Source organism: Nocardia sp. CA-290969 (assembly GCF_050936135.1).
Taxonomy (GTDB): domain Bacteria; phylum Actinomycetota; class Actinomycetes; order Mycobacteriales; family Mycobacteriaceae; genus Nocardia.
In genome coordinates, this window is sequence record NZ_JBNJNJ010000001.1 from 5,848,925 (window position 1) to 5,864,649 (window position 15,725).

The window sequence follows — 15,725 nt, forward strand, 5'->3', positions numbered from 1 at the left end:
TCCGTTCCGGTCCTCCTGTCGGCGCCGACCCCCGCCCTGCTGGCCGCCGAGGCCGGCGATCTGCTCGGCTATCTCGAATCCCGGCCGCGGGTCCCGGCCGGGCGGGTCGCGGAGATGATCTTCCGCACCCGGGTGGCGCGGCGACACCGCGCACTGGCCATGGTCACCGATACCGCCGAACTGATCGACGCCCTGCGTGCCGTGGCCGCGGGTGCCGATCACCCCGCGGTCGTCCGCTCCACCACGCCGGGACGCGGGATCGCCTTCGTGTTTCCCGGCCAGGGCGGGCAACGCCCCGGTATGGGCCGGTTGTTCTACGACGGCGTACCCGCCTACCGCGCCGAAGCCGACCGCTGCGACGCGGCATTCCGCGAACTGTTCGCGCACTCTCCCCTGGACTATCTGCTCGACGCGAACGCGCCCGCGGACGACAGCGCCCGGATCGTGCAACCCGCGCTGTTCACCCAGATGGCGGGGATCGCGGCCATGTGGCGTGCACTGGGCGTGACACCCGCCGCGACGGTCGGGCACAGCCAGGGCGAGATCGCCGCGGCCTACGTCTCCGGACTGATGCCGCTGACCGATGCCGTGCAGATCGCCGGCACCCGCGCTCGCGCGGTGGACACGATTTCCTCCGGCGACTACGCCATGGCCGTGGTCGCGGCGGATCGCGAAACCTGCGAACAACTACTCGCCCGGCGGTCGGGCTGGGCGCAGGTCTCGGTGGTGAACTCCCCCACCATGACCGCGCTGTCCGGCGAACGCGCGACCATCGCCGAAGTGGTGGCCGCCTGCACCGAACAAGGCATTTTCGCCCGCGAGATCCGGGTCCGGTACCCGGCGCACACCAGCGTGGTGAACGAACTCCGCACCGAGATCGACGCCGCGGTCCGGGGCCTGTCGGCGGACCGGTACTTCGCCGCCGGCACGAGCGCCTGCTTCGGCGCCACCCTGGGTGAGGAGATCACGCCCGAGACCCCGTTCGGCGACTACTGGTTCTGGAATCTGCGCAACCCGGTGCGTTTCGACAAGGCAATAGCCGCGGCAGCCGCCCGCGATATCGGCACATTCGTCGAGATCTCCGATCATCCGGCCCTGCGCGTCGCGATCGAGGAGAATCTCGCCGCGGCGGCCGATCCGGCCGCGCGGGTGCTGGATACCTCGCACCGCGCCGCCACCGATCTGAGCGAATTCACCCGGAATCTCGCCGCGCTCGCGGTCGACGATCCGGACTACCGGTGGGAGAGCCTGCGTTCGGCGACCGATACGCCGCCGTCGCTGCCGCTGCCGGATTTCCCGCACGTCCGGATGAACGATGTGCGGCTGTGGTTGCCGTACAAGGCGGATTCGCCGGAACGCACCGCCACCCCGGCCACCGCGCCCGCCGCACCGGAAAAGCCCGAACCGGCGCCGGAGACCTTCCGCGCCCAGCTGCTCGTCGAGAACTGGACCCGGCTGAGCCGCCGCACCATGACCGCGCCGCGCCATCTGGGCATCGTCGACCATTCGGGCACCCGAACCGGCCTCGCGACGGCGCTGTGCACCGAGGCCGCGAACCACGGCGCCACCGCGCGGCTCGTAGACCCGGCCGCCGGGCCGGTCGCGGGGGATATCGACACACTCGTCGTACTGCTGCCCGAGTACACCGAACCGGACACGGCGGCCGCCACCGCCGCGATCGCGGACTTCTTCGGAACGCGCGCCTGGTGGAGTGGTCTCGCCGACGGCATCACCGGCTGCTGGCTCGTCACCACCGACGGGGAAGCCGTCCGCGCCGAGGACCCCGCACCGCACCCCGCGGCGGCCGCCATCAGCGCCGGTTTCCGTTGTGCGGGAACCGAATTTCCCGGGGTTCGGTTCGCGCACCTCGATGTACGGCCGGATACGCCGGCGAACGCGATCCTGACCGCCCTGCACACCGGCGGGGAAACCGAACTCGCGCTGCGCGACGGCGGCGTATACGCGAAACGCCTGCAACTCGCCGACCTTCCCGGCACGCCCCGTACTCCGGCGAACATCCTGATCACCGGCGGCACCGGCACCCTGGGCCGGCAGCTCTGCGAACACTACGCCCGGGCCGGGGCCACGCACATCACCTTGGTGAGCCGATCCGGGGAGACCCCCGAAACCACCGCCGCCCTCGCCACGGTGCGACAGTCCACCCGCACCACGATCCGGATACTCGCCTGCGATATCGGCGATCCGGTCGCGGTCTCGCGGCTGGCCGCGCAACTGGACGCCGAACCCCTGGACCTCGTGCTGCACGCCGCCGCCGACTACGCCGGGGTGACGGAACTGGAACTCGAGTCGATCACCACCGCCCAGGTCCGGCAGGTGCTGCACGGTAAAGCGATCGATATCGAGGGCCTGCTCGCCGCGCTGCCCACCGCCGCGAACTGTCACACCGTGCTCTTCTCCTCCCTCGTCGCCACACTCGGCGGACGCGGCAAAATCGTCTACGCGGCCGCGAACCGGATGCTCGATGCCTGCGCGCAGCGCGCCCGCGCCGCGGGACACCACTGCGTATCCGTCCAATGGGGCCAGTGGGCGGCCTATCGGGGCCGGAACGAGTCCGACTCCGCCCAGCTCGCCGCGGTCGGCTACCGTCCCATGGATTCCGCGGACGCCATCGCCCTCGGGTTGAGTGGGCTATCGCGCAACGCGATCGTCGCCGCATTCGACTGGGACCGCGGCCGTTCGGTACTCGATGCCTACGGATACGGCCAGGTGCTCGCCGAACTGAGCACTTCCGCACCGGCACTGCCCGAGGTGTCCGCCGCGGCGGCTCCCGTGGCCGATCTCGGGCACCGGGTAACCGAGCTGCTCACCGAGGTGCTGGGTGCCGAGGACAGCGATGCTCTCGACACCACCCGCCCGCTGGTGGCACTGGGCCTGGATTCCCTGCAAGCCCTGGAATTCCGGCGGCGGATCGACCGCGAATTCGGCTACGACCTCCCGGTCACCGATCTGCTCGGCGGCGCGACAGTCGAATCCATCACGAGCCGGCTCGGATCGGGCGGTACCCCGGCACCGCCGGCGACCTCTCGACCGGCCGCGCACTCACCCGCCACGCCGCCGGCGGCCGCGAGAACGGCCGGACCCCAGCGTGTTCCACTCGGTTCCGCTGTGAAGGCGCCCGAACCTCAGCTCGCCCCGACCGGGCCGGGCGTGGATTCACCGGCGGTTCGGCAGACCATCACCTCGTCTGCCGTGGAACCACTGGCTTCCCGGACGACAGTCCGCACGAACGCGCCCGCTACACCCGCCGAGATCGCCGCATTCGCCCGGGAAACCGCGCAGCGGGCCGTCCCCCACGACCTCGATCCGGAAACCCTGCGAATCGCCCGCCGCGACCTCGATATCGCCGGGATGCGGGCCATGCTCACCACCGTCGCCCCCGCACTCGGCGACGGCGGCTTCCACACCGCCGACGATATCGCCGCCCGCGTCGGGTTCGCCGAACGGCACCACTGGCTGCTGCGCCGCTGGCTCGGCGAGCTCACCGGCGAGGGCTGCCTGGAATACGACCCGATCCGCGGCTACCGTACGGCCGCACCCCCACCGGCACCGCACAACACCGATCTGCACCGCATCTGCGCAGATCTCGGCTATTCACCCCAGTTCGCCGATTTCCTGCACAGCTCGGCCGACAACCTCACCGGATTGGCCCAGGATCGCCTCCGTGTCCAGGAGTTGCTGTTCCCCGGCGGGGATATGCTCACCGCTGAGGGCGCCTACCGTGAGAACCTCATCAGCCACTACCTGAACCTGGCGGCCCGCGAAGCGGTCGCGGGGATCGCCGCGCGTATCGCCCCGGAGCGGGCACCCGTCCGGATCCTGGAGCTGGGCGCCGGTATCGGCGGCACCACCGACGAAGTCATCGCCGGGCTCGCGGATCTCCCCGTGGATTATCACTTCACCGATCTGTCCACATTCTTCCTCAACGCCGCGCGGGAACGTTTCGCCGCGCAGCCGTGGATGCGCTACGGGATCGTGGATATGAACGCGGATCTGCGCGGCAGCACCGACCGCTACGACCTGGTGATCGGCGCGAACGTCCTGCACAACGCCCTGCATATCGGAGAAATGCTGCGGGATCTGCACGCGCTGCTGGAACCGGGAGGCGCGGTGGTCTTCGTCGAGGCGTGCAAAGCGAACTATCCCCTGCTCACCTCGATGAAGTTCCTGATGTCCGCCGCCCCCGGCGGCACTCACCCCGGGAAGGACGATATCCGGCAGGGCGCGCGCATCTTCCTCACCGAGGACGAGTGGTGCGACCAGCTGCGGTCGGCGGGTTTCACTCCGATGCTGGTGCTCCCCGAGCCGGGCCACCCGCTGGCCCTCCTCGACCAGCGGGTGTTCGCCGCCGTCCGTGAATAGTCCGAACCTGCGCCGGACCGGAGGACACACACTGCGCGTTCCTCCGGTCCAGGCGGTAGCGGTCTCGTACCGGCCCGCATCCGGCCGGTGCGGAATCACCGAACCATCGGCCGGCGATTCCGCAGCCGTGATCAGCGCGCGGCGGAATTCCCGCGCAGCCGGGTGACACCGGAGCGCAACCGGTCCGGCTCGGGACCCAGCACACGGTCCGAGAGCTGCCCGAGGCAGCTGAGGTTCGGGAAACCCGGCCCCTGCGCCAAACCGGCCAGGTTGGGCAGGTAGAGCTTGGTGTCCAGACCCGATACCGCCAGGTCGTAGCCGATCGACGATTCCAGGCGCTGCTGGGTGATCGGCCCGCCGATGGCCAGTTCCACCAGATCGGCGGCGTCGGTGTCGAACATGTCCAGGAACCACAGCGGCTGGCCGCCGGTGGCATCCACCACCAGGTCGAAGGCGTGCACGCGATCCGGGCGGTTCTCGTTGCGCAGCGTGAGCGCGACACCCCCGTCCTGATCGGCCACCTGCACCACCCGGCCCTGCAGATGATGCACCCGGGCGTCGCCGAGCAGATTCTCCTGCACCCGGACCGAGAAGACGCCGCGGTCGGTCCGCCGCACCACATCGCGGCGTTCCTCGATACTGAGCCCACGCCATTTCGCGGGATCGCTGAACAGCGAGTTCTCGAAGTAACTCTCACCGCGGGTATAGATCGTGGCCGCCGGCGAGATCACCGATACGGTGAGCACATCGTGGCGCACCAGTTCGTCCATGGCCGAGGCGGCGGTCTCGCCGCCGCCGATCACCGCGGCCCGCGACGACACCGGCAGCTGCCGGCGGCCGACCAGATCCCAGAAATCGGCGATACTCAGCATTTTCGGGTGATCCGCCATGGCCCGGCGGCTGTTGCCGGGCCCGGTGATCATCAGCCGTTCCGCCGCGATATCGGTGGCGAATCCGTCGGCGTCGACCACCGAGACCAGCCACCCCTCGGCGCCCGCCGACACCTTGCGCACCGCGCCCGCGACCACGTCCACTTCGGCCTTGTCCGCGACCCATTGCAGGTATTTGGCCCAGAGATGGTGTTGCGGACTGGGCCGCCCGCGGTCGACCCATTCGGCGTAGGTGCCGCGTTCGACCAGGAACGACGTCCAGCTGAACGTCAGCATGGCCTCGTCGATCTCCCGGTTGCGGCTACGCGCCCACACCGAGTGGTACGGGAAGCCGATATCCTTCTCCGGGCTGGTACCGAGCCGGTGCTGACCGTTGGTCCATCCTCCGCTGGGCAGCCAATTCCCGCCCACCGCATGCGCTTCGACGACGGTCACCTGCGGGGCGGGCATTCCGAGCCGGCGCAATACGTGGGCTTTCGCCGCGACCGCCATGGCTTTCGGGCCCGCGCCCAGCACCAGAAGTCTGTCCACCGGTTCTCCCATCTCTCACTCCCACGCCGCCGAGCCGGACATCCGGCTAGGTTTGCGCGAGCACTTCGTCGTCGCTCATCCCCGCGACCTCCAGGTACACCCGGGCCACCTGCGCCAACCGGCCCGGCTGCGGATCGGCCGCGGTCAGCCGCGCGGCCAGTGCCGCGACCGTGCGCGCGGCGAAGATATCGGCGACCAGCGCCTGGTCGGCGTCGAGCCATTCGCGGATCCGCGCGATCGCGGTGGTGGCCAGTACCGAATCCCCACCCAGCCGGAAGAAATCGTCGTGCACGCCGATCCGGGCCCCGCCCAGTACACCGGCGACGATATCGAGCAGCGCGGCTTCCACCTCGTCACGCGGTGCGTTCTCGACCGCGGCCGCCGAATCCGCGGCCAGCAGCGCCACCACTGCCCGGCGATCCAGTTTCCCGTTAGCGGTCAACGGCATTTCGTCCAGGATCTCGATGCGGGCCGGAATCATGTAGGCGGGCAGCCGGTCCGAAACTGCCGCGACGATATCGTCCGCGTCCCCCTGCGCACCGGCCACCGCGGCCACGAGGGTGGGCGCACCCGCTGCCACCACCGCGGCGACCGCATGCCGTACTCCGGGCACGGTGCGCAACGCGGTCTCGACCTCACCGAGTTCCACCCGGTACCCGCGGATCTGCACCTGGTGATCGGCCCGGCCGAGGAATTCGATCGTGCCGTCGGGCCAGTAGCGGGCCATATCGCCGGTCTTGTACCAGCGCAGGCCGTCGTGTTCGACGAAGCGCGCGGCGGTCCGCTCGGGATCGTTGCGGTAGCCCGCGGCCACATTCGCCCCGCCCACCCAGAACTCACCTGGTACCCAGTCCGGACAGTCCCGGCCGGCGGCGGAGACCACGCGGCAGCGCACATTGCGCAGCGGTACCCCGAACGGCACGGTCGACCAGTGTTCCGGCGGGTCGGCGACCTCGCAGATGGTGTTGTGGATGGCCGTCTCGGTGGCCCCGCCCAGACCGGAGAATCGGCAGCCCGGAACCTGGCGGGCCAGGCGCCGGGCCAGATCCGCGCCCACCCAGTCGCCGCCGAGGGTGACCGCACGCAGCGAATCGCCGAGCTCGTCACCGCCGATTTCCAGGATCATGTCCAGCATGGCGGGCACGCAGTTGAGGATCGTCACACCATGCCGGCGTAGCAGATCCACCCAGGTGGTCGCCTCCGCACGTTGCCCGGCGTCCAGCGCCACGAGCGAACCGCCGGCCGAGAACATACCGAAGATGTCGTAGACCGAAGCATCGAATTCCAAGGCCGACAACGCGAGTACGCGATCGTCACGACCCACCGTGAACCAGTCGTTCACCGCGTCGATGGTGTTCATCGCGGCGGCGTGCGGCACCTCGACGCCCTTGGGCACGCCGGTGGATCCCGAAGTGAAGATGATGTAGGCGAGCGCGGCCGGGGCCGGCGCGACCGGAGAGGTGAGCGGTTCGGCGAACTGCGCCGCCGCCGAGATCGGCAGGCAGCGAATCGCCGCATCCCCCATATCGGCATCGTCCACCGTGAGCGCCACCGTGATATCCCCGGTGCGCAGGATCTCGGCCCGGCGGCCGGTGGGCTGATCGAATCCGATCGGCACATAGACCCCGCCGGCCGCCAGCACACCCAGCACCGCGACGATCTGATCGGGTCCTTTGGGCAGTTGCACGGCCACCGTCGCACCGGTTTGTACACCGGCCGCGCGCAACGCTCCCGCCACCGCCAACGCCCGGCCCGCCAATTCACCGTAGGTGAATCCGCCGTCCACGCCGTCGCGGGTCCAGACGATCGCCGGCCGGTCCGGGTCGGTCCGGGCGTGTTCGAAGAACCCCTCGTGCAGGCAGCGGCCGCTCACCGGACCGTCGGTCGCGTTGACCTTGGCCCGCACCTGCGCCTGCGCCACGGGCAACCGCACCGGTGCCTCGGCTTCCCAGCCGGCGGATCCCTCGCACAACCGGGTCACGGCCTCGGTGTAGCGGGCGAACATCACCTCGACCATGCCCGCCGGGAAGGCCGATTCGCGGACATCCCAGTTGAGCAGCAGACCGCCGTTCACCTCGGTGACCTGCGCGTCCAGCAGCACCTGCGGGCCCTGCGAAATAATCCACACCGGCTCACCGAAGGTCGCGGTGACGGACTCGGCGAACAGTTCGCCCAAATTCAGCGCACTGGTGTAGACGATGGGCGCGAGTACCGGCTCACCTCGGTGCCGGCCGAGATCGCGCAGGACCTCCAACCCGGAATACGCCGTATGCGCACCACTTTCGTGCATGGTGCGCTGGAGGGCGCGGGCGCGCTCGGTGACGGTCACGTTATCGGTGACGTCCACCTCGAGCATGATCGACGAACTGAAATCACCCACCACCCGGTCGACGCCCGGATGCACCGGTTCCCGGTGGAACAGCGGCACATTCAGCAGGAACCGGCTCTGCGCCGACCAGCCGCCGATGGTTTCGGCGAACACCGCCGCCAGCGCCATGGCCGGGGTGATACCGCGCTCGTGCGCCGCGGCCAGCAGCCGCTGCCGGTCCTCCGGCGCCAGCCAGTGGTGATAGCGGACAGTCCGGCGCTCGCCGGCGCGCTGACCACCCGGTGGGGCCGGCAGTTCCGGGGCGCCGGGCAGTTCGGGCAGGCGCTGCTGCCACCACTGCCGGTCGCGCTCGCGGGCCACCGGGTCGGCGGTGCGTTCGGTGCGGTAGCGGCGATAACTGTAGGTCTGTCGCGGCAGTTCGCGGCCGTGGTAGAGCTCGGCCAGATCGGCGACCAGGATGCGGTAGCTCAGCGCATCGCCGGCGATCATATCGACGTCCAGATGCAGCCGGGTCCGGCCGCCGGGGCACCGGCTCAGCACCACCTCGAGCATCTGGCCCGCGGCGATATCGAGCCGCTGGTGGGTCATCCGCTCGCGGATCCGCTCCAGTTCGGCGGCCGCCGCGGCGGCGGATTCGGCGCGCAGGTCCACCGTCGTGAACACCGGCCGCGCGGGTGCGGGCAATGTCTGCTGCCTACCGTCGGGCAGCACCTTCGTGCGCAACATGGGATGGGCCGCGACCAGCGCGGACACCGCCCGCTCCAGCCGGTCCGGAACGAGTCCGGCACCGTCGAATTCGACGTACAGATGCGCGGCGACGCCACCGAGTTCCTGTTCGTCGGAGCGGCCGATCCAGTAGGCGTGCTGCATGGGCCCCAGCGGGAACGGTTCGAATTCCGCCGCGTCGTCCGGCTCCGGTTCGACAGCCGTGTTCGCCTCCGGGGCAGAGTCTTCGGTGCGCTGCGGGGCGTCCGTTCCGGCTTCCGGCGGCGGGACGGCGAGCAGGCGATACCAGTCCGCGAGGGTCGGCGCGGCCACCAGTTCGGCGAAGGTGATACCGCTGCCCTGCTTCCGCCACAGACCGGCGAGTTTCATGGTGCGGATGGAATCCAGGCCCAGCCGGATGAGATCCGCGTCCGCGGCGAGATCGTCCACGGTGAGGCCCAATTGCTCGGCAACCGCGGCCCGGACCTCGTCCATACCGACCGCCGAGACGTGTTGCCCTGACTCCGCCACCGCTGCCACTCCAATCACTCCGCGGAAATGCCGCGCAAGCAGCGTAACCCATTTACATAGGCTTGCCTAACCTTATCCGTGAAGTCGGATCGCCGTCGCCCCCGCCGCCGGGTACGACGATCACCCGTGTCCGCTACACCGGACACGGGTGATCGCAAGCACCGGCTACCGCCGCGCTATTCGGGCGCGTCGGTCAAATACCCGCCGCGGCGGAAGAATTCGGCACCACTGTGCTCCACCCCGCCGGCATCGCGAACCCGGGTGATCAACAGTCCGTGGTTCTCACCCCGGTAGGCGTCCGGCCCGCACACCACGACGCCGCCACCTTCCTGCACGATTACCCGCCCCTGCGTCCCGCCGTACCGCGCGGCGGACACACCGGATTCCAGCACCTCGATCCGCTCACCGCGGTAGTAGCTGAACGCCCGCGGATACGGCGCGGACAACGCCCGCACGAACCGCTCCAGATCGATGGCCGGGGTGCGCCAATCGATCCGGCTGTCCCGGTCGGACCGTTTGTGGAAATAGGTGCGCGCCGCCTTGTCCTGCGGACGCCACACCGCGGTACCCGAGGCGAGGGCGTCGAGCGCCTCGTGCACGGCGCCGGGAATGAGTTCCATACCGGCGAGCACCAATTCGGTTCCGGTGGCCTCCGGGCCGATCGGCAGCGAATGCTGCACGAGAATATCGCCGGTATCCAGCTGTTCGTCCATCCGGTGCACGGTCAGCCCGAATTCGGATGCCCCGCTGATCAGTGCCCACAGCACCGGGGAAAAACCGGTGAACTTCGGCAGCAGCGAATCGTGCAGATTGAGCGTGCCGTGCGTGGGCATGTTGTACAGCTCCGGCGGCATCCAGGTGTACCAGCTGTTCACCACGATCACATCCGGCTCGGCACGCTTGACCAGATCGATGGTCTCGTCATCCGCCCGCTCTGTCAGATGGACCGGAATCCCGTGCTCGCGCGCGAGTTCCTCCACCGAATCCGACCAGATCCCCTTGTAGGAATCCTCACTCGCCGGGTGCGTGACCGCGAGTACCACCTCGTGCTCGGAATCGATCAACGCCTGCAAGGTCTTTCGCCCCCAGGTCTGGAACCCGAACGAGACGATACGCATGAAGAAACCCCATCTGTATGAATCTGGATTGTCATTTCGGCACCCGTTCAAGCGGCGCGCTGCGCGGAGCCCTCAGGTCTCGGAGCTCCGTTCCGCCGGCCCGGAGCCGAGACGGGCTCCGAACCCCGGGGGGCCGACCGGCGTGCGCACCCGGCTCCGCGCCGGCGACCCTTGTGCAGGTCTAGGATTCGATGATCAGGCGGCCTTCCGGGGTCCACCAGCCGCGGTGCGAAGTCCGGAACAACCGGCCGTCGGGTTCGTAGGGGTCGCGGACGAAACGGTCCCGGTCACCACCGGCCATCTCGGCACCGAGCGACCGTCCACCGACGTACACATCTCCCACGACACCGGGCGGCACCAGTCGCTGCTCTTCGTCGAGGAGCAGCACCTTCGCCCCGGGCACCGGCCGGACCCAGCCGCTCGGCGACAGCGGCCCCCGCGCGACGGCGCCGAGATAGGCCGGTGAATGGTATGCGACCGTGGCCACGGCATCGGGCGAGAGATACCGGACCGCCTCGGTCAGCGCCGACCCGCCGTAGGTGCCGACCAGATCCCAGCGGGCCACGGTCGGCAACGGGCCGATTCCCTCGGCCATCAGCAGAACCGGCAGTTCGGCGTCCGCGACCACCTGCGTGACCCCGTAGGTTTCGATCAGGCCGGCCAGCTGGGCCGGGTCCCGGCGCTGCTGTTCGGTCGGGACCACCACGCAGGCCCCGGACGCCCAGGCGGCGAGCAGGTCGACGCAGTTCTGCGGATCGCTCCACGGCAGGGCCAGCAACCGGCAGTCCGCGGGTCGCAGTGCGGGGTCGCAGCGGCGCAGGCGGCGATCGGCGGCGACACCGCGGCGATCGGCCACCGCCACCGCGAGCGCGTCGGCGCCCAGGAGCAGGCCGTTGCCCCCGAACCGCCCGACACCGACCCGCGAGGCGGTGATGAATTCGGCCAGCAGGGTGCTGATTCCGGTCGCGGTGGGCACCGCGGACGAGCGATGTACACCCTGGAGCCGGTCGTGGCCACGGAAGAGATCACCGTAGGTGAGCACCTCACCGGCGCAGCGCGCCGCCACCCGGCTCTCCGGAACCATATGACCGTGCCTGATCACGGTGACCAGCGCGGAGACGTCGTAGGGTTCCACACCCGCCGCCCATTCACCGAGAATCCGTTCCCGCTCGACGGCCGTCATGCTGGGTAAGGCCAGCGGTTCGACACCCCTGATATCGTCGACGACGGTCATCAGTCACCTCCTGCTACGGGCGGTGGAACCGGCGACGACGAGACAATCGTGCACCGGTTCTCCTCTACTTCTCGGTGCGGCGGTGGGCCGAACCGACGTGACGCTTTAACTTAGGCTAACCTTACATGGCGAGAGGGCGATTCTCCATACCACGCCCCCGGCCTATCGGTCGTATTGCTTAGGCTAAGCTAACACACCGCCCGGGCGTGTCGTGCGCGACCGGGCCCGAATACCGCGCCCACCTCGACGGCACCGGAATCCCCCTATCCCACGGCCTGTTCCAATCGCCAGCCGCCCGCCCGCGACCGCTCGTTCCAGAAGTCCGCGTACCGGCCGCCGAGTTCCAGCAGTTCGGAGTGGGTACCGCGCTCCACGATCCGGCCCTCGTCGAGGAACAGGATCTGATCGGCATGCGCGATGGTGGCCAGCCGGTGGGCCACCACGATCACCGTTTTGCCCCGGGTCAGCTCGTGGATACCCCGCACCACCGCCGCCTCGCTGTGCGGGTCCAGCGCGCTGGTGGCCTCGTCCAGCAGCACGATCGGCGCGTCCTTGAGCAGCGCCCGCGCGATCGAGACCCGTTGCCGCTCACCGCCGGACAGCAGGGCACCGCCCTCCCCGACCGGCGATTCGTACCCGTCCGGCAACCGCTGCGCGATCTCGTCCACGCGCGCGGCCGCCGCGGCCCGCCGCACCTCGTCGTCGGTGGCGTCGAGCCGGCCGATCCGGATGTTCTCGGCGACCGAGCGGTTGAACAGGTACACGTTCTGGAACACCGGCGATACCTGGTTCAGCAGGGTCTCCGACGGCTGTTCGCGCACATCGTGCCCGGCGACGGCCACCTGCCCGGAATCCGCGTCGTAGAACCGCGCGGCCAGCCGCAGCACCGTCGTCTTCCCCGCCCCGCTGGGTCCCACCACCGCCGTGGTGGTCCCGGCCGGAACGGTGAAGGTGAGCCCGGAGAGCACCGGCTCGCCGGGGCGGTAGGAGAATTCGACATCCCGGAACTCGATATCGGGCGCACCCGGTGTCACCGGCCCCCGGAACTCCGGCAGGGTCGGCGTGTTCAGCAGTTCGGTGAGCCGCTCCACCGACGCCGCCGCGCCCCGCAGGCCGGTACCGAGCTGCGCGGCCAGAGTGAGCGGTTCGATGAACCGCGCGCTCACCGCGATGAGCGCGATCGCCACCGGCGCCGAGATCGAACCACCGGTCGCCCGGCTCACCACGATATAGGCGAGTACCAGGAACACCGCCTGGATACACAGCGAGAAGACGATGAGCCCGGGCACCGATGTGTAGACCAGTTTCGTCGAGGCCGACCGTTGCTCTTCCAGCGCCGCGTCCAGCGCGCGATTCCCGGCGCCGACCGCGCCCAGGGACCGCAGCACCGGCTGTGCCTGCGCGAATTCCACGACCCGCGCATCGGCTTCACCGGCGGCCGCGTGCGCCCGCGCGTCCGCCGCCGCGTAGGACCGCGCCGCGAGCGTGTTCACCGCGAACAGCACCGGTGCCGACAGCAGCATGGCCAGCGCGATCCGCCAGTCGATGAACAGCATGCCCACCGCGACCGCGATCGGCACCACGATGCTGCCCAGTACCTTGGCCAGCAGATAGGCCGTGGCCTGCTGCAGTTCGCGGACGTTCTCCACCGTCAGCCGGGACAGCGGCCCCGCGCCGTGGGTTTCGAACCAGCCCAGCGGCAGGGCGTTCAAATGGTCGCCGATCCGGGTTTGCAGCCCGCGCTGCATCCCGATCGCGATGCGCAGGCCGATGGTCGTCTGCAGATAACCGAACACAGCCATCGCCACCACCGCGACCAGCATCAGCAGCGCCCAGAACCAGGCTCGTGGCAGATCCCCGCCGAACAACGCCTCCAGCACGGGGACCAGCAGGAGGTAGGCCAGCGCCTGGCTCGAAGCCTGGCCGGCGATTACGGCAAGCAGTCGCGGCACCAGCGGTGCGAACTCCGCCGGCACCAGCGCGAGCAACTTCTTGATCATCGGATATCCCCGCTGTCCGCTGTCGTGACCGCGCCGAGCGCGGCCTCGTTGATCTCCCACAACCGCTGGTAGGTTCCGCCCGCGGCACACAGGGTGGCGTGATCACCTTGTTCGGCCAGGGTGCCGTTCTCCAGCACCACGATCCGGTCCACACCAGTGATGGTGTGCAGCCGGTGCGCGATCACCAGGACCGTCCGTCCGGCGACCAGCCTGGCCAGTGCGTCCTGCACCGCGGCTTCCGATTCCGGATCGGCGAAGGCCGTCGCCTCGTCGAGCACCAGCACCGGCGTATCGGCCAGTAGCGCCCGCGCGATCGAGAGCCGCTGTGCCTCACCACCGGACAGGGTGGCGTCCACACCGATCTCGGAGTCGTACCCACGCGGCAGTGCCAGGATCCGCTCGTGGATCTGCGCCGCGCGGGCGGCCGCCTCCACCGTCTCGGCGTCGGCGTCCGGCCGGGCCAGCAGCAGGTTCTCGCGGACCGAACCGCGGATCAGTCGCACATCCTGGAAGACGAATCCGACCGTGCGATAGAGCTCTTCGGAGGCGAAGTCGCGGATATCGCGGCCACCGATGGTGATCCGGCCCGCGTCCACGTCGTAGAACCGGGGCAGCAGTTTGGCCAGTGTCGATTTACCCGAGCCGCTCGGCCCGACCAGCGCGGTGATGGTCCCCGGGCGCAGTTCCAGGTCGATATCCCGGAGCACCTGGTGGTCGTCGCGATAGCCGAACGCCACCCCTTCGAAACGCACCAGCCCGGCCGGATCGCCGGCCGGTTCCGCGGCATCGCCGGGCGCTGCGGTCTGCAACTCCGGGGTCTGCTGCAGGTCGTACAACCGCACCGCCGCGGCGCCGGCTTCACGCAGCGCCTGCCCGCCGTATCCGAGACCCAGCAGCGAACTGCCGAGCCCGAGCCCGACCAGCAGGAAGGGCAGTAGGTCCAGCGGCTGCGCCCAGTCCAGCCCCACCGCCGCCAGCCCGGCGAACACGATCACCAGCATGACGAAGACCGGCGCCACGGTGAGGTCGGCGAGCGCCTGCAACCGGATCATCGGGTTCTTCCAGCGGGTGAAGGCCGCGGTCTGCCCGTCCACCGCCTCCTGGAATTCGTGGTGCGCCCGACCGGCTTGACCGAAGGCACGGACCACCTGGATGCCGTCCACGAATTCGATGGTCGCCGCCTGCACCCGCCGCTCCCAGCGGCTGTACACCGCGAGCCGGTCCATACTGGTGCGATCCATCATGCGGCTCATCGTCAGCGCGTAGGCCACGAGCGGCACCAGCAGCACCAGCGTCAGCCGCCAGTCCACCGTGAACAGGTAGACCAGGGTGACCACCGGAACCACCACCCCGCCGACGAAGTCGAGCCGGGCGTGCGCCACCAGATAGTGCAACTTCTCGACATCGTCCTGCAGGTACTTCTTCACCTCGCCCGAGGTGCGTTCGCCGAACCAGCCCAGCGGAACCCGGGTGAGCTTATCGGCGAGCGCGCGCCGGACGGCCAGCTGGAAACCACCGTCCACATGATGCGACCAGCTCAGCGCGACCGCCTGCAACAGACCCCGCACGACCAGCACGATCACCGCGGCCCACAGCAGAGTCCGGATCCGGCCGGCGTCGACCGGGTCCGCGAGCAGTTCCCGGCATGCCTCCACGATCAGTACGAACGGGATGACGTTCGCGATCGAAGCCACCGCGACGAGCCCGCTCGCCACCGTGAGTGCCCCGTTCACCGGGGCCAGGATTTCTTTGCGCGCCTGCGCTTCTCGCTGTTTCTGCGCCTTCTGCTGTGCGCGCGGGGGCCGGTTCCCCGTCTCCGCCGCCGTGAGCGGCGCGGCCTCCACAGTCATGTTCCCGCCTTCCGGGCGTCGTGCTGAATGCGCCTCATCTTCACACAGCCCACGCCGAAAAGATAGGTAAGGCTAACTTTCTCGCCCCACGGGGTTTCCGGCCCGAAAGCCCCCGCGACAAACCCTGATGCGACCGGAAACTTAGGTTAAGCTAACC

General features: G+C 69.5%; 7 protein-coding genes. 1 reads left to right on the forward strand and 6 read right to left on the reverse strand.

The genetic code is table 11. The features are described 5' to 3' along the window. Positions 1-36: 36 nt before the first annotated feature. Complete coding sequence (gene nbtC, locus ACQEVO_RS26620; RefSeq protein WP_432923017.1) at positions 37-4,380, forward strand: nocobactin polyketide synthase NbtC; 4,344 nt, start codon at positions 37-39, stop codon at positions 4,378-4,380. Between the two features lie 131 nt (positions 4,381-4,511). On the opposite strand, the gene ACQEVO_RS26625 is transcribed toward nbtC, so the two are convergent. The 6 genes from ACQEVO_RS26625 to ACQEVO_RS26650 all read right to left on the reverse strand — a co-directional run bounded on the left by ACQEVO_RS26625 (position 4,512) and on the right by ACQEVO_RS26650 (position 15,568). Next, positions 4,512-5,813, reverse strand: a complete 1,302-nt coding sequence (locus ACQEVO_RS26625; protein ID WP_432918551.1) for a SidA/IucD/PvdA family monooxygenase — start codon at positions 5,811-5,813, stop codon at positions 4,512-4,514. 34 nt (positions 5,814-5,847) lie between these two features. Continuing rightward, positions 5,848-9,330 (reverse strand): amino acid adenylation domain-containing protein, encoded by a 3,483-nt coding sequence (locus ACQEVO_RS26630; RefSeq protein WP_432923019.1) that lies wholly within the window; start codon positions 9,328-9,330, stop codon positions 5,848-5,850. Positions 9,331-9,542: 212 nt separating this feature from the next. Beyond that, entirely contained in the window at positions 9,543-10,484 is a 942-nt protein-coding gene (locus ACQEVO_RS26635) for a methionyl-tRNA formyltransferase (RefSeq protein ID WP_432918554.1), read from the reverse strand. 181 nt (positions 10,485-10,665) lie between these two features. Then, the gene (locus ACQEVO_RS26640; protein ID WP_432918557.1) at positions 10,666-11,718 is read right to left on the reverse strand and encodes an AMP-binding protein; all 1,053 of its coding nucleotides are present in this window, start codon (positions 11,716-11,718) and stop codon (positions 10,666-10,668) included. A 263-nt stretch (positions 11,719-11,981) separates the two neighbouring features. After that, entirely contained in the window at positions 11,982-13,718 is a 1,737-nt protein-coding gene (locus tag ACQEVO_RS26645; protein WP_432918560.1) for an ABC transporter ATP-binding protein, read from the reverse strand. Beyond that, on the reverse strand, positions 13,715-15,568 hold the full coding sequence (locus tag ACQEVO_RS26650) for an ABC transporter ATP-binding protein (protein ID WP_432918563.1): 1,854 nt from the start codon (positions 15,566-15,568) through the stop codon (positions 13,715-13,717). Before ACQEVO_RS26650 ends, ACQEVO_RS26645 begins: the two co-directional genes overlap by 4 nt. Between the last annotated feature and the right edge of the window lie 157 nt (positions 15,569-15,725).